Consider the following 25,321-nt stretch of genomic DNA (forward strand, 5'->3'; position numbering starts at 1 on the left):
CCTGCCTGCTTACCAGCTGGCCTTGGTGACACCGGGGATGTCGCCTGCAAAAGCCAGTTCACGGATCTTGGCGCGGGCCAGACCGAATTGACGGAAGGTACCGCGTGGGCGACCGGTGATTTCGCAACGGTTGCGCTGGCGCGTGGGGTTCGCGTTGCGGGGGAGCTTCTGCAGACCCAGGCGGGCTGCATCACGCTCTTCATCGCTGCGCTTGGCGTCACCGGCGATCGCCTTCAGTTCCGCATACTTCGTTGCGTACTTGGCGGCCAGTTTTTCGCGCTTCAGTTCGCGCTGGATCAAAGCTACTTTAGCCATACCCTGCCTCAGTTCTTGAACGGGAAACGGAAACCAGCCAGAAGAGCCTTGGCTTCTTCGTCGGACCTGGCCGTCGTGGTGATGCTGATATTGAGACCGCGCAGGGCGTCGACCTTGTCGTACTCAATTTCAGGGAAAATGATCTGTTCCTTGACGCCGATGTTGTAGTTGCCACGGCCGTCGAAAGCGCGACCGGAGATACCACGGAAGTCACGAACGCGGGGCAGAGCCACGGTCACGAAACGGTCCAGGAACTCATACATCTGCACGCCACGCAGCGTGACCATGCAACCGATGGCCTGGCCTTCGCGGATCTTGAAACCGGCGATAGCCTTCTTGGCCTTGGTCACCACAGGCTTCTGACCAGCGATCTTGGTCAGGTCAGCCACGGCGTTGTCCATCACCTTCTTGTCCGAGACTGCCTCGCTCACGCCCATGTTGAGCGTGATCTTGGTCAGACGGGGGACCTGCATGGGCGAGGTGTAGCCGAACTGCTTGGTCAGTTCGGGAGCGATCTTGTCGCGGTAGATTTCTTGGAGTCGTGCCATGTTTGCCCCTTAGGCCGCCTTGATTTCGGCGCCGCTGGACTTGAACACGCGAACACGCGCGCCGTCAGCCTGCACCTTGATGCCCACGCGGTCAGCCTTGCCGGTGGCCGCATTGAAGATGGCAACGTTGGACTGGTGGATGGGCATTGCCTTTTCCACGATGCCGCCCGTCGTACCCTTCATGGGGTTCGGCTTGGCGTGCTTCTTGACCAGATTGATGCCGTCGATGACGAGGTAGGAGTCATCCTTGCGCAGCGACACCGTGCCGCGCTTGCCCTTGTCGCGCCCGGTCAGCACGATGATTTCGTCGCCCTTGCGAATCTTGTTCATGGCGCGTCCTTAGAGAACTTCAGGAGCCAGGGACACGATCTTCATGAACTTCTCGGTACGCAGTTCACGCGTCACGGGTCCAAAGATGCGGGTGCCGATAGGCTCCAACTTTGCATTCAGCAACACTGCAGCGTTGCCATCGAATTTGACGAGCGAGCCGTCACCGCGGCGGATGCCCTTTGCGGTGCGAACGACCACTGCGCTGTAAACCTCGCCTTTTTTGACGCGGCCACGCGGAGCGGCTTCTTTGATGCTCACTTTGATGATGTCGCCAACGCTTGCATAGCGACGCTTCGAGCCACCCAGCACCTTGATGCAAAGGACGGACTTGGCGCCGGTATTGTCGGCAACCTCTAACCGAGATTCTGTCTGGATCATTTCAATATTCCCAACTTGCACCAGAAGACCACGGCCCCAGAGAACTTCTCAAGGGCTGCAGATCAGCCAGTCAGTCTTGGGCCCGTCGTCCGCACCGCAAACCATTTGCAGCACTTCCCGCTGGGCAGAAACTTCACGTAGGAAACGCGAAGCCCTCGATTATTGCAAAGGGGAAACCCGAAGTCAAGCGCCTATCACACTGGAGCGTGCAAATACTGGTCGGCCAGTGACAAAAACGCATCCAGTTGTGGATCGGTGCCCAGTTCTTCCTGCAGGAGGGCTGCCACCAGGGGGGCAGTGGCGATGGCCTGGCGGGCGTCCAGGAACAGCATGCGTGAGCGGCGCGCCAGCACGTCTTCCACCGTGCAGGCGTATTCATGGCGGGCGGCAAAGCGCACCATGGCCTCGGTCAATCCGCCACCCAGGTCCACCCCGGCGCCCTGCAGCCCGCGCACGACGGCGGCTTCGCTGCCGTAGGAATGCAGGCCCTGGGCGTCGCTGATACGGTGGCGCACCGGTTCGGCGGGCGTGCCCACCAGGGGCAGGCGGTTGGTGACGCCAGCGGCCTTGTCCGGCAGCAGGCCGACAGTGAAGCATTTTTGCAACACATCCTCGGCCATGGCACGGTAGGTGGTCCATTTGCCGCCGGTCACCGTCACCAGGCCGCTGCGGCTGGCCAGCACGGTGTGCTCGCGGCTGATCTTCTTGGTGTTGTCGCCGTCATCGTCCTGCGGCTTGACCAGGGGGCGCAGGCCCACCCAGATGCTGCGGATGTCGGCCGCCTGGGGGGCGCGGGTCAGGTAGCGGGCGGCCTCGTCGAGGATGAAGGCCACCTCTTCCTTGAAGGCCAGGGGTTCGCGCACCACATCCTGGCGCGGGCTGTCGGTGGTGCCCAGGATGAGCTTGCCCAGCCACGGCACGGCAAACAGCACCCGGCCATCGGCCGTCTTGGGCACCATCAGGGCGTGGTCGGAGGGCAGGAATTCGCGGTCCACCACGATGTGCACGCCCTGGCTGGGCGCCACGATGGGCTTGACCGGGCGGCCGATGGCCTCGCCGTCCATCTGGCGCAGGGCATCCACCCAGACACCGGTGGCGTTGACCACGGCCTTGGCGCGCACGGTGAACTGGCGGCCGCTGGCGCTGTCTTCGCAGACGAAACCCGCCACCTTGCCGTTCTCATGGACCAGGGAGGTCGCCGGGCAGTAGTTCACCAGCAGCGCACCCTTGGTGGCGGCCGTGCGCGCCAGTGCCAGGGCCAGGCGGGCATCGTCGAACTGGCCATCCCAGTATTTCACGCCGCCCTTGAGCCCGTCCTGGCGCGCATTGGGCAGGCATTGCAGGGTCCTGGCACGGCCCAGGAACTGGGTGGACCCGAGGCCCGCCTTGCCCGCGAGGGCGTCGTACATCATCAGGCCGATGCCGTAGAACGGCGTCTCCCAGGCCTTGTAGGACGGCATCACAAAGGCCAGCGGCTGGGCCAGATGGGGGGCATTGTTCAGCAGCGTGGTGCGCTCGTGCAGGGCCTCGCGCACCAGCGCGATGTTGCCCTGGGCCAGGTAGCGCACGCCCCCGTGCACCAGTTTGGTGGCACGCGAGGAGGTTCCCTTGGCGAAATCGTGCGAATCGACCAGCACCACGCTGAAGCCCCGGGCCGCCGCGTCCAGCGCCACGCCCAGGCCCGTCGCACCGCCTCCGATCACGGCCAGGTCGTATTGGCGGGGTTCGGCAAGGCGGTCGAGGAGGTCGGAGCGCCGCGTGGGCAAGGGGGAAGAAACGTGGGTCATAGGTAGCGATTGTCCACAGGCACGGGGTTGAGCCTAGGGTTAACCCTGAAATTCTTGACACCTGCGGAGCGGGATTGGCCTTGTGGACCGTCCGCCGCCGCAGGTTCGGGGGAAGAAACGGGGGCCTGCGCCCTCCTCTCCTAGCTAGCTATGTATGCACATGGAGAGAAAGGCCGGCCTCCCAGGACTGGCAGCCGCTCAGCGCGCCTTGCCATCCTTCCAGGCCTGCAGCAGCTTGTCGTAGGCAATGGTTTCGCCCTTCGGCTTCTCGTTGGCCAGCTTGGCCCATGGGGCCTGCTTGTCGCTCAGCCACTTGGTGGGCGCGCTCTTGGGATTGAGCTTGGGCGCGCACTTGGCCATGCCGGCGCGTTCGAGGCGGGCCATCACCTGGTCCATCTCGTCGGCCAGCGTGTCCATCGCGCCCTGGGGCGTCTTCTCACCGGTGACCGCCTGGGCCACGTTCTTCCACCACAGCTGGGCCAGCTTGGGGTAGTCGGGCACGTTGGTGCCGGTGGGCGACCAGGCCACGCGCGCCGGGCTGCGGTAGAACTCCACCAGGCCGCCGAGCTTGGGCGCGGCGTCCGTCATGGCCTTGGACTGGATGTCGCTTTCGCGGATCGGGGTCAGGCCCACCAGGGTCTTCTTGAGCGAGGTGGTCTTGGCCGTCACGAACTGGGCGTACAGCCAGGCGGCAGCGGTCTTGTTGGCATCGTGGTCCTTGAAGAAGGTCCAGGAACCCACGTCCTGGTAGCCGTTCTGCATGCCCTGCTTCCAGTAGGGGCCGTTCGGGCCAGGGGCCATGCGCCACTTGGGCGTGCCGTCGGCGTTCACCACGGGCAGGCCGGGCTTGGTCATGTCGGCCGTGAAGGCGGTGTACCAGAAGATCTGCTGCGCGATCTGGCCCTGGGCGGGCACGGGGCCGGCTTCGCCGAAGGTCATGCCCGTGGCTTCCTTGGGCGCGTACTTCTTCATCCAGTCCACGTACTTGGTCAGCGCATAGACGGCGGCAGGCGAGTTGGTCGCGCCGCCACGGGCCACCGAGGCGCCCACGGGCGTGCACTTGTCGTCGGCCACACGGATGCCCCATTCGTCGATCGGCAGGCCGTTGGGCGCACCGATGTCGGCCGTACCGGCCATGGACAGCCAGGCATCGGTGAAGCGCCAGCCCAGCGAGGGGTCCTTCTTGCCGTAGTCCATGTGGCCGTAGATCGGCTTGCCGTCGATGTTCTTCACGTCGTTGGTGAAGAACTCGGCGATGTCCTCGTAGGCGCTCCAGTTGAGCGGCACGCCCAGGTCGTAGCCGTACTTGGCCTTGAACTTGTCCTTGATGTCCTTGCGGTCGAACAGGTCGGCGCGGAACCAATAGAGGTTGGCGAACTGCTGGTCGGGCAACTGGTAGAGCTTGCCATCGGGCGCCGTGGTGAACTTGGTGCCGATGAAGTCCTTGAGGTCCAGGCCCGGGTTGGTGTATTCCTTGCCCGTACCGCCCATGTAGTCGGTCAGGCTCATGACCTTGCCATAGCGGTAGTGGGTACCGATCAGGTCCGAGTCCGAGATCCAGCCGTCGTAGATCGACTTGCCCGACTGCATCGAGGTCTGCAGCTTCTCGACCACGTCGCCTTCCTGGATCAGGTCGTGCTTGACCTTGATGCCGGTGATTTCCTCGAAGGCCTTGGCCAGGGTCTTGGATTCGTATTCGTGGGTGGTGATGGTCTCGGAGACCACGGAGATCTCCTTGACCCCCTTGCCCTGGAGCTTCTTGGCCGCCTCGATGAACCACTTCATCTCGGCCATCTGCTGGTCCTTGCTCAGCGTGGAGGGCTGGAACTCGCTGTCGATCCACTTCTTGGCTTCGGCCTCGCCCGCCATGGCCGACTGCCCGGCCAGGACCGCTACCGCCAGTGCCAGCGCTGTATACCGCGTCTTCATAGTGCCTGTCTCCTCATTAATCACTCCCCTTTGGATGCACATGGGTCGCCCGGCTCCGGGGAAGGGTTGAGCCGTGCAACGGGAACATTTCCAGGCGCTGTCAGCCCTTGCGCATGACCAGCGCCAGCAGCAGCATGGACAGCACGAAGCTGAACCAGATCGAGGGGTCCTCGCCCAGCCCGAACCATTGCGCGAGCTTGCCGCTCACGCCCACAAAGATCAGGTTCACGTAGGCTGCCGAGAGCAGCCCGATGAACAGGCGGTCGCCGCGCGTCGTCTCCAGGGGCAGGAAGCCCTTGCGCAGGGTGGTGGGGGATTTCACTTCCCACACCGCCATGCCGATCAGCATCAGCACGATGCACGTGAAGAACACCGCCACGGGCAGGGTCCAGGCCATCCACTCGAACATGTCGATACCTCCTTACACCCGGCCCATCGCGAAACCCTTCGCGATGTAGTGCCGCACAAACCAGATCACGATGGCGCCCGGCACGATGGTGAGCACGCCGGCCGCGGCCAGCGTCGCCCAGTCCATGCCCGAGGCGCTCACGGTGCGCGTCATGGTGGCCACGATGGGTTTGGCGTTGACGCTGGTCAGCGTGCGCGCCAGCAGCAGTTCCACCCAGCTGAACATGAAGCAGAAGAACGCCGCCACGCCCACGCCGGCCTTGATCAGCGGCAGGAAGATGGTGACGAAGAAGCGCGGGAAGCTGTAGCCGTCGATGTAGGCCGTCTCGTCGATCTCGCGCGGGATGCCGCTCATGAAGCCCTCCAGGATCCACACCGCCAGCGGCACGTTGAACAAGAGGTGCGCCAGCGCCACGGCGATGTGCGTGTCCATCAGGCCCACGGTGGTGTACAGCTGGAAGAAGGGCAGCAGGAACACGGCCGGTGGCGTCATGCGGTTGGTCAGGAGCCAGAAGAACACATGCTTGTCGCCCATGAACTGGTAGCGCGAGAAGGCATAGGCCGCCGGCAGCGCCACGGTGAGCGAGATCACCGTGTTGATGCCCACGTAGATCAGGCTGTTGATGTAGCCCGAGTACCAGGACTCGTCGGTGAAGATGGTCTTGTAGTTGTCCCAGGTGAAGTGCTGGGGGAAGAACGAGAACGTGGAGAGGATCTCCGCGTTCGTCTTGAAGCTCATGTTGACCATCCAGTAGATGGGCAGCACGGCGAACACCAGGTAGGCCGCCAGGAACAGCGACCGCTTGTGAAAGCGCTTTTCATTCATGGCCGGCCCCTTCGTTGCTGGCGGTGCCCACGCGCTGCATCCAGTTGTAGAGGATGAAGCACAGCAGCAGGATGATGAAGAAATAGATCAGCGAGAACGCTGCGGCAGGGCCCAGGTCGAACTGGCCCACGGCCTTGGTCGTCAGGTACTGGCTCAGGAAGGTGGTGGCATTGCCCGGCCCGCCGCCTGTGAGCACGAAGGGCTCGGTGTAGATCATGAAGCTGTCCATGAAGCGCAGCAGCACCGCGATCATGAGCACGCCGCGCATCTTGGGCAGCTGGATGTAGCGGAACACGGCGAACTTGCTGGCACCGTCGATGCGGGCGGCCTGGTAGTAGGCGTCGGGGATGGAGCGCAGGCCGGCGAAGGCCAGCAGCGCCACCAGCGGCGTCCAGTGCCAGACGTCCATCAGCAGCACCGTCAGCCAGGCCTGCGTGGCATTGCCGGTGTAGCTGTACTCGATGCCCATCACCTGCAGCATGCGGCCCATGAGCCCGATGTCGGCCCGGCCGTAGATCTGCCAGATGGTGCCCACCACGTTCCAGGGGATCAACAGCGACAGGGCCACCACCACCAGCACGGCCGAGGACTTCCAGCCCTGCGCGGGCATGGACAGCGCCAGCATGATGCCCAGCGGGATCTCCACGGCCAGCACCGCCAGCGAGAAGGTGATCTGGCGCCACAGCGCGGCGTGCAGTTCCTCGTCGCGCATCACGGCGGCAAACCATTCGGTGCCGACGAACACGCGCCGCTCGGGCGAGATGATGTCCTGCACCGAGTAGTTCACCACCGTCATCAGCGGCAGGATGGCCGAGAAGGCCACGCACAGGATCACCGGCAGGATCAGGAACCAGGCCTTCTGGTTCACGGGCTTGGTCGTGGTGCTCATGGGGTGACCTCCGCGGCCAGCAATTGTTCGTTCTGGTAGAAGCAGGTGTGCGTGCCCAGCACCTGCAGCCATGCCGTGTCGCCGGCCGATGGCAGGCGGGTTTCGGGCACAAAGCGCGCCTTGAGCGTGTGCTCGCCCACCTTGGCGGTGAGCATCAGGTAGGTACCGATGTCCTGCACCTGCACCACCGTGCAGGGCAGCGCACCGGCTTCCTCGGGCTGCGCCAGGGCCAGGTACTCCGGCCGTATGCCGACCTGCAGGGGGCCTTCGGGCAGCGTGCGGCCCACGGGTACCGACAGGCGGTGCCCGGCCACCGACAGGTTCGTGCCGTCGCGCTGCGCGGGCAGGAAATTCATGCCCGGCGAGCCGATGAAATGGCCCACGAAGACGTGCGCCGGGCGCTCGAACAGGGCATCGGCCGAGCCCACCTGCACGGCGCGGCCGCGCGTCATCACCACCACCTGGTCGGCAAAGGTCAGCGCCTCGACCTGGTCGTGCGTCACATAGATCAGCGTGAGCTTGAGCTCGTGGTGGATCTGCTTGAGCTTGCGGCGCAGTTGCCACTTGAGGTGCGGGTCGATCACCGTGAGCGGCTCGTCGAACAGCACGGCCGCCACGTCGGAGCGCACCAGGCCGCGGCCCAGCGAGATCTTCTGCTTGGCGTCGGCCGCCAGGCCCGCCGCGCGCTGGTTGAGCTGGCCGCTCATCTCCAGCATCTCGGCGATGGCGCCCACGCGCTGCTTGATCTGGTCCTCGGGCACCTTGCGGTTGCGCAGCGGAAAGGCCAGGTTCTCGGCCACCGTCATGGTGTCGTAGATCACGGGGAACTGGAACACCTGGGCGATGTTGCGCTCCTGCGGGCTGGCGCGCGTCACGTCGCGACCATCGAACAGCACCTTGCCATGCGAGGGCACGAGCAGGCCCGACATGATGTTGAGCATGGTCGTCTTGCCGCAGCCCGAGGGGCCGAGCAGCGCATAGGCGCCGCCGTCCTCGAACTCCATCTTCAGGGGCAGCAGCGCGTAGTCGCCGTCCTGCTGCGGATTGGGCTTGTAGGAATGCGCCAGGTCCAGGCTGATACGTGCCATCTCAACGCCCTCCCAGGCGCGCGGGCGCCCACACCAGCCGGCCATCGGCACCGAACACGTAGGCCTGTGCCGGGTCCAGGTGCAGCGCCAGGGGCGTGCCCAGTTCAAAGTAATGCACCCCGGTGAGCTGCGCCACCAGGTCCCCCCAGGGGGTGGAGGCGTGCACGAAGGTGTCGGAGCCCGAGATCTCGGCCAGCTCCACCGTGCCGCTCACGCTCACGTCGCCAGGACGGGCCTGCACGCGCAACGCACTGGCGCGCACGCCCACGGTGACGGCGCCGGCCGGCGTGCCCTGGGGCAGCGGGATGGCGAGCATCGCCCCGCCCTGCAGCTGCACACCCTGCGCAGCCACGGTGGCGGCGACCAGGTTCATCGGCGGGTCGCTGAAGGCACGCGCCACGCGCAGCGAGTTGGGCGCATGGAAGACCTCGGCCGTGGGGCCGTACTGCAGCAGCCGGCCCTCGTCGAGCACGGCGGTGTAGCCCCCGAGCAGCAGGGCTTCGGCCGGCTCGGTGGTGGCATACACCACGGTGGACTGGCCGGCCGCGAACAGCTGGGTCAGCTCCTCGCGCAGTTCCTCGCGCAGCTTGTAGTCCAGGTTCACCAGTGGCTCGTCGAGCAGCATCAGCGGTGCGCCCTTGGCCAGGGCCCGCGCCAGCGCCACGCGCTGCTGCTGGCCGCCCGAGAGCTCGGCCGGGTAGCGGTCCAGGAACATCTCGATGTGCAGGCGGGCGGCGATCTCGCGCACCCGGGCATCGATGTTCTTTTCGCCGCGCAGCTTGAGCGGCGAGGCGATGTTGTCGGCCACCTTCATCGAGGGGTAGTTGATGAACTGCTGGTAGACCATGGCCACGTTGCGCTCGCGCACCGGCATGCCGGTCACGTCGGCACCGTCCACCCGCACGCTGCCGGCGGTGGGTGTATCGAGCCCGGCCATGATGCGCATCAGGCTGGTCTTGCCGGCCTGCGTGGCGCCCAGCAGCACCGTCACGGCGCCGCTGTGCAGCGCCATGCTCATGTCATGGAGCCAGGTCTGCGCCCCCACCCTCTTGCTGATGCTGTCCAGTGCCAGCTGCATCCCGCACGCCTTTCCGTAGTGCCCCCACAGGGCCTGTTATGCCAAACCGCCGGCGCAGGCGCACAGCGGTCGTTTGTTTTCGATTGCGTTCATTCTTGTTCTTTTATGATCGTTTCAAATCAAGGTTTACCCTTAATGGGTTCCTTTTTGTTCCATTTAAAGTAGGCGCTTCCTTCTGGCTTCTTTCTTGCTGCCTTGACCGCGTGAATACGAACCCCCGACAACTCCTGCTCCTTGAAGAAGTGCGCGCGCGCAAGTCCGCCAGCGTCGAACAGCTGGCCGAGACCCTGGGCGTGACCCTGCAGACGGTGCGCCGCGACGTCCAGCGCCTGGCCGAATCGGGCCTGCTCACGCGCTTCCATGGCGGCGTGCGCGTGCCCAGCTCCACCGTGGAGAACCTGGCCCACACCCAGCGCGAAACCCTGCATGCCGAGGGCAAGGCGCGCATCGCACGCGCCGTGGCCGAGCAGGTGCCCAACGACTGCTCGCTGATCCTGAACATCGGCACCACCACCGAGGCCATTGCCAAGGCGCTGCTGCACCACCGCGGGCTGCGCGTGATCACCAACAACCTGAACGTGGCCGCCATCCTGAGCGGCAACCCGGAGTGCGAGGTGATCGTGGCCGGCGGCGTGGTGCGCGCGCGCGACCGCGGCATCGTGGGCGAGGCGGCGGTGGACTTCATCCGCCAGTTCCGCGTGGACATCGCACTCATCGGCATCTCGGGCATCGAGCCCGACGGCTCGCTGCGCGACTTCGACTACCGCGAGGTGAAGGTGGCGCAGACCATCATTGCCCAGTCGCGCGAGGTCTGGCTGGCGGCCGACCAGAGCAAGTTCAACCGCCCGGCCATGGTGCAACTGGCCACGCTGCAGCAGATCGACCGGCTGTTCACCGATGCGCCGCCGCCCGAGCCCTTTCCCGTATTGCTCCAGGACGCCGAGGTCATCTGCACCGTCGCCGCCTGATCCCGCGCAGCGCCTGGCTGCGCCCCGCCTGACTTATCCTTGTCCGCCATGACCTACCTGCTCGCACTCGACCAAGGCACCTCCAGCTCCCGCAGCATCGTCTTCGACGAGCAGGGCCACATCGTGGCCCAGGCCCAGCGCGAGCTGCCGCAGATCTACCCCCAGCCCGGCTGGGTGGAGCACGACCCGATGGAGATCTGGCGCACGCAGCTGGCCACGGCCCGCGAGGCACTGGAGAAGGCGAACCTAAAGGCCAGCGCCATCCGCGCCGTGGGCATCACCAACCAGCGCGAAACCACGGTGCTGTGGAACCGCCAGACCGGCCAGCCCGTGCACCATGCCATCGTCTGGCAGGACCGCCGGGCCGAGCCCGCCTGCGCCCAGCTGCGCGAGCTGGGCAAGGCCGCGACCATCCAGGCCAAGACCGGCCTGCTGATCGATGCCTATTTTTCGGGCACCAAGCTGCAGTGGCTGCTGGACCATGTGCCCGGCGCGCGCGCGCAGGCCGAGCGTGGCGAGCTGGCCTTCGGCACGGTGGACAGCTGGCTCATGTGGCAGCTCACGCACGGCCAGGTGCATGTGACCGACGTGAGCAATGCCTCGCGCACCATGCTGTTCAATGTGCACACCAACCAGTGGGACGACGAGCTGCTGGCGCTGCTGCGCATTCCCAAGTCGCTGATGCCGCAGGTGCAACCATCGAGCTCGCACTTCTGCGACGTGGCGCCCGATCTGCTGGGCCACGCCATCCGCGTGGGCGGCGTGGCAGGCGACCAGCAGAGCGCGCTGTTCGGCCAGGCGTGTTTCAGCGCGGGCATGGCCAAGAACACCTATGGCACGGGCTGCTTCATGCTGATGCACACGGGCACCACCTTCCAGACCTCGAAGAACGGCCTGCTCACCACCAGCGCCGCGCAGGCCGGCGCGCAGACCGAGTTCGCGATGGAAGGCAGCGTCTTCGTCGGCGGCGCCGTGGTGCAGTGGCTGCGCGACGGCCTGCGTGCCATCTCCACCAGCGGCGAGGTCGAGTCGCTCGCCCAGAGCGTGCCCGACTCGGGCGGCGTGATGATGGTGCCGGCCTTCACCGGCCTGGGCGCCCCGTACTGGAAACCCGACTCGCGCGGCATCATCACGGGGCTGACGCGCGGCTCCACCCTGGGCCACATCGCACGCGCCGCGCTCGAAAGCATCGCCTACCAGAGTGCTGCCCTGCTGCTGGCCATGAGCCGCGATGCCGTGGCCGCCGGCGGCGCGCCGGTGAGCGAGCTGCGCGTGGACGGCGGCGCCTGTGTCAACGACCTGCTGATGCAGTTCCAGGCCGACCTGCTGGGCATCCCGGTGGTGCGCCCCGCCGTGATCGAGACCACGGCTCTGGGTGCCGCCTACCTGGCGGGCCTGTCCAGCGGGGTGTACGGCAGCACGGCCGAGCTGTCGCAGCTGTGGCGGGCCGAACGGCGCTTTCTGCCGACCTTGGGCAAGGCACGTGCACACGAACTGATGGAGCGCTGGGAACGGGCCGTGCGCCAGACCACGGCAGAGTGACCCCGGGGCAGACAGGAACAGGTGCCGCGGGCGGTGCGGCTACCATCATGGCCCTGCTGTTTGATTCCCTGTTGTGCACACCATGAGCCAGACCACCGCCTCCCCTTCCCTCCCCGTGATCGCCTTCATCGGCGGCGGCAACATGGCCAGCGCCATCATCGGCGGCCTGGTCCGCCAGGGCCACCCGGCCAGCCAGATCGAGGTCGTCGAACCCTGGGAACAGGCGCGCGAAGCCCTGCGCGCGAATTACGGCATCGACGCCCAGACCGAGGCCGGCCCGGCCCTGCAGCGCGCCCGCATCGTAGTCTGGGCCGTCAAGCCCCAGACCTTCAAGGACGCCGCCGCCCAGGCGCGTGCCCACACGCAGGACGCCCTGCACCTGAGCGTGGCCGCCGGCATCCGCTCGGACAGCATCGCCCAGTGGCTGGGCAGCGAGCGCATCGTGCGCACCATGCCCAACACCCCGGCCCTGGTGGGCAAGGGCATGAGCGCGCTGTACGCCCGCCCGGGCGTATCGGACGCAGAACGCCAGAGCGTGGAGGCCATCATGGCCACCACGGGCGAGTACCTGTGGGTGGACAGCGAAAAGCAGCTCGATGCGGTCACGGCCCTGTCGGGCTCGGGCCCGGCCTATGTCTTCTACTTCCTCGAAGCCATGGCGCGCGCCGGCACGGCCATGGGTCTGTCGGCCGAGCAGGCCCACCGGCTGGCCGTGGGCACCTTCGTGGGCGCGTCGGAACTGGCGCGCAGTTCGGACGAGCCACCGGCCGTGCTGCGCGAGCGGGTCACGTCCAAGGGCGGCACGACCTATGCGGCGCTGCAGTCCATGCAAAAGGAGGGCGTGGGCGAAGCTTTCGAGCGCGCGATGCAAGCCGCCGAGCAGCGCGCCCACGAACTGGGCGATGAGTTTGGCAAGTAATTCCTCGCCCGCTACTCAATTGATGGCAAGCTGGCGCAACAGGTAGCTGCCGGCAATGCCGGCAAAGACCGTGGCGCCCAGCCAGTGGTTGACGCGGAAGGCGGTGAAGCAGCCTTCGCGGCTGCGGTCGCGGATCAGCGTCCAGTGCCAGACTGCCTGGGCCAGGGCGGCGGCCGTGGCCAGCCAGTACACCGGGCCCAGGGCATAGGGTGCCAGCGCCATGCCCCAGATGCCCAGGAACAGCAGGTAAAACAGCACGATGGCCGCCACGTCGAAGCGGCCCAGGGTGATGGCCGAGGTCTTGATGCCGATCTTGAGGTCGTCGTCGCGGTCGACCATGGCGTACTCGGTGTCGTAGGCCAGCACCCAGAACAGGTTGCCCAGCCACATCCACCAGGCCACCGCAGGCACCTGGCCCTGCACGGCGGCGAAGGCGATCACGATGCCGAAGTTGAAGGCGATGCCCAGCACGGCCTGGGGCATGGCGATGATGCGCTTGGTGAACGGGTAGGCAATGGCCACCAGCACGGCGGGCACGGACCAGGCGATGGCCGCCGCATTGGTGGTCAGCACCAGGCCGAAGGACACCAGGGCCAGCACCGCGCCCAGGGCCAGCGCCTGCTTGACGGAAACGGCCCCGGTGGTCACGGGGCGGGCCGCCGTGCGCTTGACGTGGCGGTCGAAGTCGCGGTCGGCCACATCGTTCACGCAGCAGCCCGCGCTGCGCATGAGAAAGGTACCGAGCACGAACACCGCCAGCAGGTGCCAGCCCGGAAAGCCGTCCGCCGCGATCCACAGCGCGCTCAGCGTGGGCCACAGGCAGACCAGCCAGCCGGCGGGCCGGTTCCAGCGGATCAGGTCGAGGTACAGGGACAGGCGGCTGCGCGGCGGTGCGGACATGGCAAGGAAAACGGCGAATGCGGGGGAGGTTGGCCCATCGGACGGGCGGCACCGGGAATGTAGCAGCCGCGCGCCCCTGCGCCGCCCCCCGCCCCCCGTCCCCCGGGCAGGACAGCCGCCGTGCAGGAAATGTCCTACACCGACCATTTGTACAAACCCGTTACATTGTCCGGTTGCCCCCCACCCGGACCTTGCCACGCATGCCCCGATCACCGAGTACCCAGGCTGCCCAGCGCTTTGCCATCCCCAAGAGCCTGATGGCGGGTTTCATCGTCGCGGCCCTGGCCACCCTGGTCATTGCCTTCGTCAACTACCGGGCCTCCGAGGTGCGGGCCGACGCAGTTGCCGCGATGGACCGGACCTCGCAGGCCATGCGCCAGCTGTCGCTGGTGCACTCGGCGATGAAGGACCTGGAGACCGGGCAGCGCGGCTACCTGCTCACGGGAGATGCCTCCTACCTGCAGCCCTACCTGCTCGCGCAGAACGTGCTGGACCGGCAGCTGACGGCCCTCAAGGCCAGCACCGAGGGCAACGCTGGCCAGCGCCGCCTCGTGGTCCAGATCGAGGACCTGGCCCGGCAAAAGCGCACCGAGCTGGCCGAGACCGTGGACCTGCGCAAGGCCGGCAACGTGGAAGGCGCCATGGCGCTGGTGCGCACCGATGCGGGCAAGAACATCATGGACCGGGTGCGCGACCTGGCCTCGGACCTGGCGGGCCTGCAGACCCAGGAACTGGAAGACCGCCGCCGCGGCTGGGAGGAGGCCACCTCGCTGTCGGCCTACTACTCCTGGGGCGGCTCGCTGCTGCTGCTGGCGCTGATCTGCATCTCGGCCGCACTGACGGCACGCGAGCACCGCCTCAAGGCACGCCAGAACTGGGTGGTGACGGGGCTGAGCGGCCTGGCCCAGCGCCTGCAGGGCGACCGCCGCGTGGAAGAGATCGGCGAGCTGGCGCTCGAATACCTGGCCACCTACCTCAATGCCAAGGTGGGTGCGGCCTACGCGGTCAACGAACATGGCGGCGGCTTCACGCTGTTTGGCGGCTACGCGCTGCCGCGCGAGCGCCTGGCGCAGAAACTCATCGACGGCGAAGGCCTGGTGGGACAGTGTGCGCGCTCGCGCGAATTGCTGCACGTGCGCGATGTGCCGGCCAACCACCTGACCGTGTCCTCCAGCACGGGCGCATCGGCACCTGCCGAGCTGCTGGTGGCGCCGGCCATCGAAAATGGCGAGGTGTTTGCCGTGATCGAGTTGGGCTTCTACCGCGCGGTGGACGAGTTCGAGCACCGCCTGTTCAAGCAGGCCTCCGAGATGCTGGCCGTGGCCATCCGCTCGGGCCAGGACCGCAGCCGGCTCGAAGCCCTGCTCGAAGAAACCCAGCGCCAGTCCGAGGAGCTGCAGGCCCAGCAGGAGGAACTGCGCGTCAACAACGAGGAGCTGGAGCAGCAAAGCCGCATCCTGCAGGAGTCGCAGGCGCAGATGGAGCTGCAGCAGACCGAACTGGAGCAGACCAACGCCCAGCTCGAGGAGCAGACCCAGCAGCTCGAGAACCAGCGCGAGGAGCTGCTGGCGGCCCAGAGCGACCTGACCGAGAAGGCCCGCGAGATCGAGCAGACCAGCCAGTACAAGAGCGAGTTCCTGGCCAACATGAGCCACGAGCTGCGCACCCCGCTCAACTCCACGCTGATCCTGGCCAAGCTGCTGGCCGACAACAAGGCCGGCAACCTCACGGCCGAGCAGGTGAAGTACGCCCAGACCATCTCGTCGGCCGGCAACGACCTGCTGGCGCTGATCAACGACATCCTGGACCTGTCCAAGATCGAGGCCGGCCAGGCCACCATCGACATCGAGAGCGTGGACATCGCCCGCGCCATGCAGTCGCTGGTGGACCCACTGCGCCCCATCGCCGAGGAAAAGGGGCTGACCCTGGCACTCACCATGGACCCGGGCGTGCCAGCCACCATGGACACCGACGCGCTGCGCCTGGGCCAGGTGATCAAGAACCTGCTCTCCAACGCCGTGAAGTTCACCGAACAGGGCAGCGTGGCGCTGCATGTCTCGCCCCTGCCCGGCGACATGCTGGCCTTTGCCGTGCGCGACACCGGCATCGGCATCCCCGAGCACCAGCAGGAGCTGGTCTTCGAGGCCTTCCGCCAGGCCGATGGCAGCACCCACCGCAAGTACGGCGGCACGGGCCTGGGCCTGTCGATCTCGCGCGACCTGGCCCAGTTGCTGGGTGGCAGCATCGCCATCCGCAGCACGCCGGGCCAGGGCAGCGAGTTCACGCTGACCGTACCGCGCCACGCGGTGCAGTCCGCCGAGCCCTCGACCGGCCGGGCATTGCAGGCGCCCCAGAGCGCGGCCAGCGCACCGCTTCCCGCTCCCTCCGCCGCGCCCAGCCGGCCGGCCCCTGTGGCCCCGGCCATCCTGCCCGTGGCCGCGCGCCCGAAGGGCGAGCGCAACATCCTGGTGATCGAAGACGATGTGCGCTTTGCCAACATCCTGAACGACCTGGCGCGCGAGATGGACTTCCACTGCATCCTGGCCCACACGGCCAGCGAGGGCCTGGCGGCCGCCACGCTGCACCAGCCCAGCGCCATCGTGCTGGATGTGAACCTGCCCGACTTCTCGGGCCTCGGGGTGCTCGACCAGCTCAAGCGCAACCCCGCCACGCGACACATCCCGGTGCACGTGGTCTCGGTGGCCGACTACTCGCAGGAGGCCATGGGCCGCGGTGCCATCGGCTATGCACTCAAGCCCGTCAAGCGCGAAGAGCTGGTGCAGGCGCTGCAGCGCCTGGAGGCCAAGTTCACCCAGGGCATGCGCCGCGTGCTGGTGGTCGAGGACGATGAGCGCCAGCGCGAGAGCGTGCGCGCCCTGCTGGCCACGGACGGCGTGGACATCGTGTGCGTGGAAAACGCCACCGCAGCCCTGGACTACCTGCGCAGCAGCACCTTCGACTGCATGGTGATGGACGTGAACCTGCCCGACCTGAGCGGCTACGAGCTGCTCCAGGCCATGTCGGAGCAGGAGGAGGTCTCCTTCCCGCCGGTCATCGTCTACACCGGGCGCGCCCTCACGCGCGACGAGGAGCAGCAGCTGCGCCGCTTCTCCAAGTCCATCATCATCAAGGACGCGCGCTCGCCCGAACGGCTGCTCGACGAGGTCACTCTGTTCCTGCACCAGGTGGAATCGGAATTGTCGGTGGAGCGTCGGCAGATGCTGCAGGTGGCGCGCAGCCGCGACGCGGCCTTCGAGGGCCGCACGGTGCTGGTGGTGGAGGACGACGTGCGCAACGTGTTCGCCCTCTCCAGCATCCTGGAGCCCACGGGCATTTCGGTGCAGATCGCACGCAACGGCCGCGAGGCGCTCGACTTCCTGGAGCGCTCGGGCGGTGCCGGCCCCGCCGTGGACCTGGTGCTGATGGACATCATGATGCCGGAGATGGACGGCTACACCGCCATGCGCGAGATCCGCAAGCAGCCCGCCTGGCGCAGGCTGCCCATCATCGCCCTCACGGCCAAGGCCATGAAGGACGACCAGGACAAGTGCCTGGCCGCCGGTGCCAACGACTACATCGCCAAGCCGCTGGACGTGGAGAAACTGCTCTCGCTGGTGCGGGTGTGGATGCCCAAGTGAGCACGCCGGAGCCCCGCTTGCACCACCTGAAGACGGCCCGCATCGGCGATATCGAGCAGCGCCTGCTGCTCGACGCGATCTACTACCGCTACCACTACGACTTTCGCGGCTACGCGCAGGCTTCGCTCAAGCGGCGGCTGCAGACGGCACTCTCGCGCTTCTCCTGCCAGACGCTGTCGCAGCTGCAGGACAAGGTGCTGCACGACGCCGCCGTGTTCCCGGCACTGCTCGAGTACCTCACCGTGCAGGTCAGCGAGATGTTCCGCGACCCGCGCTATTTCAAGGCGCTGCGCGAGCAGGTGCTGCCCATTCTGCGCACCTACCCTTCGCTCAAGGTCTGGGTGGCGGGCTGCAGCACGGGCGAAGAGGTGTATTCGCTGGCCATCCTGCTGCACGAGGAAGGGCTGCTCGAGCGCACCATCCTCTACGCCACCGACATCAACCAGCAGGCCCTGCAGGCCGCCGAGGCGGGCGTGTTCGACCTCTCCCGCGTGGCCTCCTTCACCGAGAACCATGCGCGCTCGGGCGGCAAGACCTCGCTGTCGGACTACTACTCGGCCGGGTACGGTCGCGTGGTGTTCGACCGCGCGCTGCGCAAGCAGGTGGTGTTCTCCGACCACAGCCTGGCCACGGACACCGTGTTCGCCGAGGTGCACCTGGTGTCCTGCCGCAACGTGCTGATCTATTTCGAGCGCGAGCTGCAGAACCGCGCCCTGGGTCTGTTCAAGGAAGCGCTGTGCCACCGCGGCTTCCTCGGCCTGGGTTCCAAGGAGTCGATGCGCTTCACCGAACAGGCCCCGGCCTTCGACGACTTCGTGCTCGAAGACCGCATCTACCGCAAGAAGGTGGGCACGTGATGGCCGCTGTCCCGGTGCACCAGCACGGCCTGCGCGGCTTCGATGCCATCGTGATCGGGGGTTCGGCAGGCGCCATCGATGCCATCTCCACCATCTTGCCGGCCCTGCAGTCACACACCCGCGTGGCGGTGCTGGTCACGCTGCACCTGCCGCGCGAGGCCCCGAGCCTGCTGCCCGAGATCTTTCGCCCGCGCTGCGCGCTGCGCACGGCAGAAGCGCAGGACAAGGAGCCCATCGAGGCGGGCACGGTGTATTTCGCGCCGCCCGACTACCACCTGCTGGTGGACGCCGGCCCCCGGCTGGCGCTTTCGGTCGATGAGCCCGTGCACTTCTCGCGCCCATCCATCGACGTGCTGTTCGAATCGGCCGCCGACACCTATGGCGAACGTTTGATCGGTATGCTCCTGTCCGGTGCCAACCAGGACGGCGCGCGGGGCATGGCCGCCATCGGCGCTGCGGGAGGGCTCTCCATCGTGCAGTCCCCCGGCAGCGCCGCCATGTCCGCCATGCCCCAGTCCGCCCTGGACCTGATGGCACCGCACCACGTCCTTCCCCCTTCGGAGATCGCATCCCTGCTGACCGAACTGCAAATGCGGAGAATCCTGTGAGCCCCACCACCTTCCCTGCACAGCCAGCTCCGACCGAACGCATCAAATGCCTGGTGGTGGACGACGTGCCAGAAAACCTCGTGGCCGTGGAGGCCCTGCTGCACAGCGACAGCATCGAGGTGCTCAAGGCCCAGTCAGGCCCCGAGGCGCTGGAGCTGCTGCTCTCCCACGGCGACGTGGCCCTGGCCCTGCTGGACGTGCAGATGCCCGAGATGAACGGCTTCGAGCTGGCCGAGCTGATCCGCGGCAGCGAACGCACCCGCCACATCCCGCTGATCTTCATGACCGCCGGCTCACGCGACCAGAACTGGCAGTTCCGCGGCTACGAGACCGGGGCCGTGGATTTTCTGTACAAGCCCATTGATCCGCAGATGCTGACCTCCAAGGCCGGCGTGTTCTTCGAGCTGTTCCGCCAGAAGCGCACCCTGGCCCGCGAACTGCGCGAGCGCACCGAGGCGTTGCGCATCAACGAGATGTTCATGGCGGTGCTCAGCCACGACCTGCGCACGCCGCTGATGTCCATCGGTGCGGCGGCCACGGCCCTGCAACGCCAGCCCCTGGCGCCCGACAAGGCGCAGGCTTTGGCCGGCCGCGTGCTCAGCAGCAGCCAGCGCATGGGGCGCATGATCGAGGACCTGCTGGACGTGACGCGCATCCGCCAGGGCGGCGGGCTGGCGATGCGCATGGCCCCCGTGGACCTGCGTGCCGTGCTGCAGCGCTCGCTGCAGGAGATACGCACGGGCTTTCCCAACCATGTGATCAGCACCAGCGACCAGGGCAATCTTGCCGGCATGGGAGACGAAGAACGGCTGTGCCAGCTGGCAATCAACCTCATCGGCAACGCGGTGCACCATGGCGACCCTGCGGTGGCGATCCATGTGGCGCTCGATGGCAGCGATGCGCACACCCTCGCCCTGACCGTGACCAATGGTGGCACCATTCCACCGGCGCTTGTGCCGCAGTTGTTCAGCCCCTTCCGGGGGCGTGACCAGGCACCGGGGCGCCACCAGGGCCTGGGGCTGGGGCTGTTCATCGTGCAGCAGATCGTGCGCTCGCACGGGGGCCGGATCGATGTGCAGTCCGAAGACGGCACCACCCGCTTCCACGTGGTTCTGCCGCGTCACCCCACGGCGGCGGGTTGAGCGACGGCCCGGCGCTGCCGGATCAGCGCCCGGAGGGTGAATCGTCGAGGGTGGAGTGCACCTGGACCAGCAAGGCCTCCAGGTCTTCGAGCTCGAAGGGCTTCATCAGCGTGCGCACATGGGGGCCCCAGCCCGAGGGGTGCGCACCCAGGTCATAGCCGGTGCACAGCACCACCCAGCGCCCGGGGTCCACGGCCAGCACCTGGCGGGCCAGGTCCGTGCCCGACAGCCCAGGCAGGCTCACGTCGGTGACCAGCAGGTCGAAAACGCCATCGCGCTCCAGCTCCAGTGCCTCCTCGGCGGTGGCACAGGTCACGATCGTGCGCCCCTCCCCCTCCATCAGCATGCCGATGGTTTCGCGCAGTTCGGGGTTGTCCTCCACATAAAGGATTCGCATAGGGATGGTCGTGTTCTGGAAGGCGGAGCGTGGCGAAAAGAGGAGACGGGAATGCCAGCCCGGATCATTCAGGAAAGCAGGGGCATCGCCTGTAGGACGGGATGCCAAGTGCGGCACGCCTCCCCAAAAAGGAGGCTCCCTCACAAAAAGAAACGGGGCCTTGTGGCCCCGTCCGGTTCACTCCTCGAGCAGCGAGCGCAGCATCCAGGCGGTCTGCTCATGCACCGTGAGGCGCTGGGTCAGCAGGTCGGCCGTGGGCTCGTCACTGGCCTTGTCGGCCAGGGGGAACAGGCTGCGCGCCGTGCGGGCCACGGCCTCGTGGCCTTCGACCAGCACGCGCACCATGTCCAGCGCCTTGGGCGGCTTGCTCGGTGCATCGGCCACGGTGGCCAGCTTGCCGAAGTCGGCATACGAGCCGGGAGCGATGTGGCCCAGCGAGCGGATGCGCTCGGCGATCGGGTCCACGGCGTTCCACAGTTCGGTGTACTGCGCCATGAACATGGTGTGCAGCGTGTTGAACATCGGCCCCGTCACGTTCCAGTGGAAGTTGTGCGTGGTCAGGTACAGCGTGTAGGTGTCGGCCAGCAGGCGCGACAGGCCCTGTGCGATGGCAGCGCGGTCTTTTTCGCTGATGCCGATGTTGATGCTGGGGGCGGTGGACTTGGCGGCTTTGGCCATGGCGGCTCCTTCGTTGGAATGGCAGTCAATCGATGGAATGCGCCGCGCCGGTGTGCGCCGGATGGCTCCGGGCGCTGGCGCGGCGGCTCACGTTCACTTTAGCGCAAGCCCCAATCCCTTTACTGCATCTGGTCCAAGTTTCCGATGCGCACCAGCATCTCGGTGAACATCTGCATGTCGGCGTCGAGGTCCACGACTTCCTTGAATTCCTTGGCGTTGTGGGCCGTGTACTTCTTGCCCGGCATGGCGGGGCCGAAGTTGATGGCGTTGGGCATGAGCTTGGCCGTGGTGCTGCCGGCGGTGGGCACGGGCTTGGCTTCGAGGCCCGTGGTGTCACCGAAGGTATTGAGCAGTGTGGACAGCCAGGCGCCCTTGGGGTCGCGCGCCATCCAGTTGCCCTGCTGGTGGTCGATGATCACGGGGACGGAGGCCTGGGCGGCCCAATCGTTGATCTTGACCTTGCCGGAATGGACCAGTGCGTCGGGCGTCATGCCGCGCGGCATGCGCACGTTGACCAGCACATCGACCATGCCGTCCTTTTCGCGCACGAGGTTGGGCGACATGGTCAGCGGGCCCATGAAATCATCGCTGTAGGCCATGCCGATGGTGCGTCCCAGGTAGTCCGTGCCATACAGTTCAGCGATGTAGCGCACGGCATTGGCGTAGCCGGTGGGCGCCACCGCCACGCCGGACTCGCGCAGGAACAGTGCCAGGCGTGGCAGCGGGTTCACACCCTCTTCGGGGCGCGAGCCGTGGGCCGAGGTGCCGGTGACCTTGATCTGCACCGCGCCAGCTTCCTGCACCACGTCGACCTTGAAGGCCCCGCCCTGCGGCGTGTACTTGGCGATGAAGGCGGCCTTGGCACCGTTCAGCTTGGCCGCCACGGCGGCCAGGTCACCGCCCTCCAGGCGCATCGTCGCGGTCTGCGGCACGGCATTGGTGGAAGCGGCACCAGTCATCGCGGTGATGGCCGTGTAGCCGGCCGGTGCGTCCTGCAGCGGGAACGAAGTGCGCAGGGCGCCAGAGCCCTTCTCGGCGACCACGGCGGGGTACTTGCTGTCGAGCACGATGTTGTACTCGGGCAGCTCGGTCTTGGTGCGGTAGTACTTCATGGCGTCACCACCGGTTTCCTCGGTGGTCTCGATCATGAGGCGGATGGTGCGCGACAGCGGCAGGCCGCTTTCCTTCACGGCCTTCATCGCATACAGCACGGTGGCGATGGAGCCCTTGTCGTCGATGGAGCCGCGGCCGTACAGGTTGCCCCCCACGCGCGTGAGCTTGAAGGGGTCCAGGCGCGTGCCGTCGTCCAGCACCCATTCGTCGGCCACCACGGGCACCACGTCGGCATGCGTGAGGATGCCGAATTCTTCCTTGCCCGTGCCCGGCAGCTTCACTTCGAAGATGCGGTTGTCCACGTTGCGGTACTCCAGGCCGAAATCCTTGGCCATGCCTTCGACCAGTGCGCCGAAGGCGATGATGGCCTTGTCCTCGTGCGGTGGCACCTTGTCGCTGCGGAAGGTGGGAATGGCCACCATGCGCGCCGTGGCATCGATCACCGCAGCCTGGTTGCGCAGCCGGTTGTACAGGCCCAGCATGCGGCTGATGTTGACCAGGTCGTCACCGGCCAACGGGGCCTTGGCCTTGTAGCCGGCCACGCTGGCCTGCAGCAGGGGGTTCTCACGCGCGGCCTGCGCCAGGAATTCGTCAAAGCTGCCCTGGGCAGCGGCCGGCAAGGCAGCCACCAGGCGGTCCATCTGGGCCTTCTTGATCGTAGTCGCCTGCGGCGCGTTGGTCGCCACGCTGGAGCAGGCGGCCAGGCCCACGGCAAGGCCTGCGGCCATCAAAATCTTCTTCATCTCTGTAGCTTTCTTTGGGAATTGGGGAGCGCGGGGCAGGCGCGGGCTGCATGTGGCGCAGCTCCGCAGCACCGGGCCCCGTGTACGGGAATGCCGGCGGGCCTCGCGCGGCGAAAGTGTATCGCTGCCGGGGCCCCTTGCGCCAGGGCGTCCGGCAAGGGCTGTCAGGACAGGCGCGTGACCCCCGGCAGCTCGCAGGCGTAGATCGCGTTGCGCAGCGCCGCGATGGCCTCGTAGCGCGTGAAGCTGCGCCGCCAGGCCAGCACCACGCGGCGCATGGGCGGCGGGCTGCCATCGTCTTCGCGGATGGGGACGTAGCGGATGTAGCTCTCGTCGCTCTTGCGCCGGCGCGACACCGTGAGCAGCGCATCGCGCGGCACCGACAGGCGCGGCACCAGGGTCACGCCCATGCCGGCGGCCACCATGTGCTTGATGGTCTCCAGCGACGAGCCCTCGAAGGACTTGCGGATGCCTTCGGCATTGCTGGCAAAGCGCGCGAACTCGGGGCACACCTCCAGCACATGGTCGCGAAAGCAGTGGCCCGCACCCAGCAGCAGCATGGTCTCGCTCTTGAGTTCGGCCGCGGAGATGGACTTCTGCGCGCCCAAGGGGTGGTTGGCGGGCAGCGCCGCCATGAAGGGTTCGTCGTACAGCGGTGCCATGGCCAGGCCGGTGTCGGGAAAAGGCTCGGCCAGGATGGCGCAGTCGATTTCGCCGGTGCGCAGCATCTCCAGCAGCTTGACGGTGAAATTCTCCTGCAGCATCAGCGGCATCTGCGGGGTGCGCGCAATCGAATGGCGCACCAGGTCGGGCAGCAGGTAGGGGCCGATGGTGTAGATCACGCCCAGGGTCAGCGGGCCGGCCAGCGGGTCCTTGCCGCGCTTGGCGATCTCCTTGATGGCAGCGGCCTGCTCCAGCACGCTTTGCGCCTGGCGCACGATTTCCTCGCCCAGCGGCGTGACGGTGACCTCGCCGGCGCTGCGCTCGAAAAGCTTCACATCGAGCTCTTCCTCCAGCTTCTTGATGGCCACCGACAGCGTGGGCTGCGACACATAGCAGGCGTCGGCCGCATGGCCGAAGTGCTTTTCGCGCGCCACGGCGACGATGTATTTGAGTTCGGTGAGGGTCATGGAGATTCCAGACGGATGGTACGCGCATTGTGCAGCGCCATGCGCCGAACCGCCCAGGGCGTGGTGCCGCAGCGGTGCACGACAAAGGCCGACAGCAGCACGAACACCGCTGCGCACACCGCCACCTGGGGGATGGCGAAGCGGCTTTGCAGCAATGCATCGTCGAAGATCAGCGGGCGCAAAGCCTCCATGCCGGCGAGCAACAGCGCGCCCCACAGCAGCGCCAGCACCAGGTGCGGGGCGTGCGCGGGCAGGCCGCGTGCGGGCGTGCGCCGGCCCAGGACCCAGGCCAGGCCCAGGTGCAGCGCCAGGACCAGTGGGGCCAGCAAGGCCCCTGCCCCCCAGAAGGTGTCCACCGCCGATGCGAACAGGGTGAGCCAGTAGCCATGGCGCACCTGCGGCCAGGCCGCCACCACGGCCGTGACGGTCATGGTCGTCACCAGCAGCAGCACCAGTGCCAGCCCGGTGCCGGCCAGGCCCGCCCAATCGCCGGTGGGCGGGCGCCGCAGGGGCAGGCCGGCGGACTGCGCGTGCGCCGCCACGGCCTGTTGCACCTGTGCTGCATCGCCCTGCCACGCGCTCGCCGGGATGAAATAGCCTTCGACGCTGCCCTTGCGGTGCAGGCGCAGGCCGGTGGGATCGGCCGTGACCGCGCTGAACCAGCTCCACCGGGAGCGGGCTTCGTGGCGCAGCGTGCCTTCGGGCGCGGTGACACGGTAGCAGGCCTCTTGGGCAGTGAATTCCCAGCGGGCGGTATCACCCACGAACGCGTACCGGCGCGCATTCACCTTCAGCATGGCATGGTAGGTGTTGGCCCCCGCCAGCACCAGCAGCAGCGCGCACAGCAACAAGGTGGGCACATTCGCGGCAGGCAGGCTGCGCCCCAGGACAACGCCCAGCAGCCCGAAGGGCGAAAAGATGAGCGCAATCGCCACGGCCATCCACAGCGGCGCAACCAGGCGCAGCCAGGCGGGGCGATCGATGAAGGCCAGCTGCACCGCAGCGGCCAGGTAGGCATCGTCGCGCACCCATTGAGCGGCGAGCGCAGGGGGCGCGGTCACGGCCGGCAGCGGCTCGGCGGCGGCAGGGGCAGGGGCTTGCGTCATGGCG

24 protein-coding genes are annotated in these 25,321 nt (G+C 67.0%); 7 read left to right on the top strand and 17 right to left on the bottom strand.

Features of this window, described 5'->3' with window-relative positions:
* Positions 1-9 precede the first annotated feature (9 nt).
* From rpsN to AC07PA_RS16585, 11 genes are all read right to left on the bottom strand, one after another.
* Positions 10-315, bottom strand: a complete 306-nt coding sequence (gene rpsN, locus AC07PA_RS16535) for a 30S ribosomal protein S14 (RefSeq protein WP_007861712.1) — start codon at positions 313-315, stop codon at positions 10-12.
* Positions 316-323: 8 nt separating this feature from the next.
* Positions 324-863: a 50S ribosomal protein L5 gene (rplE, locus tag AC07PA_RS16540; protein ID WP_007861706.1), complete on the bottom strand. Its 540-nt coding sequence runs from the start codon at positions 861-863 to the stop codon at positions 324-326.
* 9 nt (positions 864-872) lie between these two features.
* A complete protein-coding gene (gene rplX / locus AC07PA_RS16545; protein ID WP_145697096.1) occupies positions 873-1,193 on the bottom strand; it encodes a 50S ribosomal protein L24 in 321 nt (106 codons plus the stop codon).
* Between the two features lie 9 nt (positions 1,194-1,202).
* Complete coding sequence (gene rplN / locus AC07PA_RS16550; RefSeq protein ID WP_007861702.1) at positions 1,203-1,571, bottom strand: 50S ribosomal protein L14; 369 nt, start codon at positions 1,569-1,571, stop codon at positions 1,203-1,205.
* 194 nt (positions 1,572-1,765) lie between these two features.
* Positions 1,766-3,358 (bottom strand): glycerol-3-phosphate dehydrogenase/oxidase, encoded by a 1,593-nt coding sequence (locus tag AC07PA_RS16555; RefSeq protein ID WP_494606857.1) that lies wholly within the window; start codon positions 3,356-3,358, stop codon positions 1,766-1,768.
* 198 nt (positions 3,359-3,556) lie between these two features.
* Positions 3,557-5,287, bottom strand: coding sequence for an ABC transporter substrate-binding protein (locus AC07PA_RS16560; protein WP_007861699.1), 1,731 nt, complete (start codon positions 5,285-5,287; stop codon positions 3,557-3,559).
* 100 nt (positions 5,288-5,387) lie between these two features.
* Complete coding sequence (locus tag AC07PA_RS16565) at positions 5,388-5,696, bottom strand: DUF2160 domain-containing protein (RefSeq protein WP_494606855.1); 309 nt, start codon at positions 5,694-5,696, stop codon at positions 5,388-5,390.
* A gap of 12 nt (positions 5,697-5,708) precedes the next feature.
* Positions 5,709-6,521, bottom strand: coding sequence for a carbohydrate ABC transporter permease (locus AC07PA_RS16570; protein WP_007861697.1), 813 nt, complete (start codon positions 6,519-6,521; stop codon positions 5,709-5,711).
* Complete coding sequence (locus AC07PA_RS16575) at positions 6,514-7,410, bottom strand: carbohydrate ABC transporter permease (protein WP_007861691.1); 897 nt, start codon at positions 7,408-7,410, stop codon at positions 6,514-6,516. The genes AC07PA_RS16570 and AC07PA_RS16575 overlap by 8 nt, the downstream gene beginning before the upstream one ends.
* Positions 7,407-8,498, bottom strand: a complete 1,092-nt coding sequence (locus tag AC07PA_RS16580; protein ID WP_007861690.1) for an ABC transporter ATP-binding protein — start codon at positions 8,496-8,498, stop codon at positions 7,407-7,409. The genes AC07PA_RS16575 and AC07PA_RS16580 overlap by 4 nt, the downstream gene beginning before the upstream one ends.
* Before the next feature lies 1 nt (position 8,499).
* A complete protein-coding gene (locus AC07PA_RS16585; RefSeq protein ID WP_494606852.1) occupies positions 8,500-9,576 on the bottom strand; it encodes an ABC transporter ATP-binding protein in 1,077 nt (358 codons plus the stop codon).
* A gap of 203 nt (positions 9,577-9,779) precedes the next feature.
* Here AC07PA_RS16585 and AC07PA_RS16590 point away from each other — a divergent pair, with 203 nt between their 5' ends.
* From AC07PA_RS16590 to proC, 3 genes are all read left to right on the top strand, one after another.
* A complete protein-coding gene (locus AC07PA_RS16590; RefSeq protein WP_007861688.1) occupies positions 9,780-10,544 on the top strand; it encodes a DeoR/GlpR family DNA-binding transcription regulator in 765 nt (254 codons plus the stop codon).
* A gap of 48 nt (positions 10,545-10,592) precedes the next feature.
* Entirely contained in the window at positions 10,593-12,086 is a 1,494-nt protein-coding gene (glpK, locus tag AC07PA_RS16595; protein WP_494606850.1) for a glycerol kinase GlpK, read from the top strand.
* An 82-nt stretch (positions 12,087-12,168) separates the two neighbouring features.
* The gene (gene proC / locus AC07PA_RS16600; RefSeq protein WP_494606848.1) at positions 12,169-13,005 is read left to right on the top strand and encodes a pyrroline-5-carboxylate reductase; all 837 of its coding nucleotides are present in this window, start codon (positions 12,169-12,171) and stop codon (positions 13,003-13,005) included.
* 15 nt (positions 13,006-13,020) lie between these two features.
* On the opposite strand, the gene ubiA is transcribed toward proC, so the two are convergent.
* Positions 13,021-13,905, bottom strand: coding sequence for a 4-hydroxybenzoate octaprenyltransferase (gene ubiA, locus AC07PA_RS16605; RefSeq protein WP_007861678.1), 885 nt, complete (start codon positions 13,903-13,905; stop codon positions 13,021-13,023).
* A gap of 200 nt (positions 13,906-14,105) precedes the next feature.
* Here ubiA and AC07PA_RS16610 point away from each other — a divergent pair, with 200 nt between their 5' ends.
* From AC07PA_RS16610 to AC07PA_RS16625, 4 genes are read left to right on the top strand one after another with little or no spacing between them, the layout of a single operon-like run.
* A complete protein-coding gene (locus AC07PA_RS16610) occupies positions 14,106-17,543 on the top strand; it encodes a response regulator (protein ID WP_494606845.1) in 3,438 nt (1,145 codons plus the stop codon).
* A 17-nt stretch (positions 17,544-17,560) separates the two neighbouring features.
* On the top strand, positions 17,561-18,400 hold the full coding sequence (locus tag AC07PA_RS16615) for a CheR family methyltransferase (RefSeq protein ID WP_007861676.1): 840 nt from the start codon (positions 17,561-17,563) through the stop codon (positions 18,398-18,400).
* The gene (locus tag AC07PA_RS16620) at positions 18,400-19,008 is read left to right on the top strand and encodes a chemotaxis protein CheB (RefSeq protein ID WP_494606843.1); all 609 of its coding nucleotides are present in this window, start codon (positions 18,400-18,402) and stop codon (positions 19,006-19,008) included. Before AC07PA_RS16615 ends, AC07PA_RS16620 begins: the two co-directional genes overlap by 1 nt.
* A complete protein-coding gene (locus tag AC07PA_RS16625) occupies positions 19,005-20,150 on the top strand; it encodes a hybrid sensor histidine kinase/response regulator (RefSeq protein ID WP_007861674.1) in 1,146 nt (381 codons plus the stop codon). The genes AC07PA_RS16620 and AC07PA_RS16625 overlap by 4 nt, the downstream gene beginning before the upstream one ends.
* Before the next feature lie 22 nt (positions 20,151-20,172).
* On the opposite strand, the gene AC07PA_RS16630 is transcribed toward AC07PA_RS16625, so the two are convergent.
* From AC07PA_RS16630 to AC07PA_RS16650, 5 genes are all read right to left on the bottom strand, one after another.
* The gene (locus AC07PA_RS16630) at positions 20,173-20,547 is read right to left on the bottom strand and encodes a response regulator (protein WP_007861673.1); all 375 of its coding nucleotides are present in this window, start codon (positions 20,545-20,547) and stop codon (positions 20,173-20,175) included.
* A gap of 177 nt (positions 20,548-20,724) precedes the next feature.
* On the bottom strand, positions 20,725-21,225 hold the full coding sequence (locus AC07PA_RS16635; protein WP_007861672.1) for a Dps family protein: 501 nt from the start codon (positions 21,223-21,225) through the stop codon (positions 20,725-20,727).
* Positions 21,226-21,344: 119 nt separating this feature from the next.
* Entirely contained in the window at positions 21,345-23,081 is a 1,737-nt protein-coding gene (locus AC07PA_RS16640; protein WP_494606840.1) for a dipeptidase, read from the bottom strand.
* Between the two features lie 164 nt (positions 23,082-23,245).
* Complete coding sequence (locus AC07PA_RS16645) at positions 23,246-24,211, bottom strand: LysR substrate-binding domain-containing protein (protein ID WP_007861670.1); 966 nt, start codon at positions 24,209-24,211, stop codon at positions 23,246-23,248.
* Complete coding sequence (locus AC07PA_RS16650; RefSeq protein ID WP_494606838.1) at positions 24,208-25,317, bottom strand: hypothetical protein; 1,110 nt, start codon at positions 25,315-25,317, stop codon at positions 24,208-24,210. The genes AC07PA_RS16645 and AC07PA_RS16650 overlap by 4 nt, the downstream gene beginning before the upstream one ends.
* Positions 25,318-25,321 lie beyond the last annotated feature (4 nt).

Source organism: Acidovorax sp. GW821-FHT09B03, from assembly GCF_059418305.1.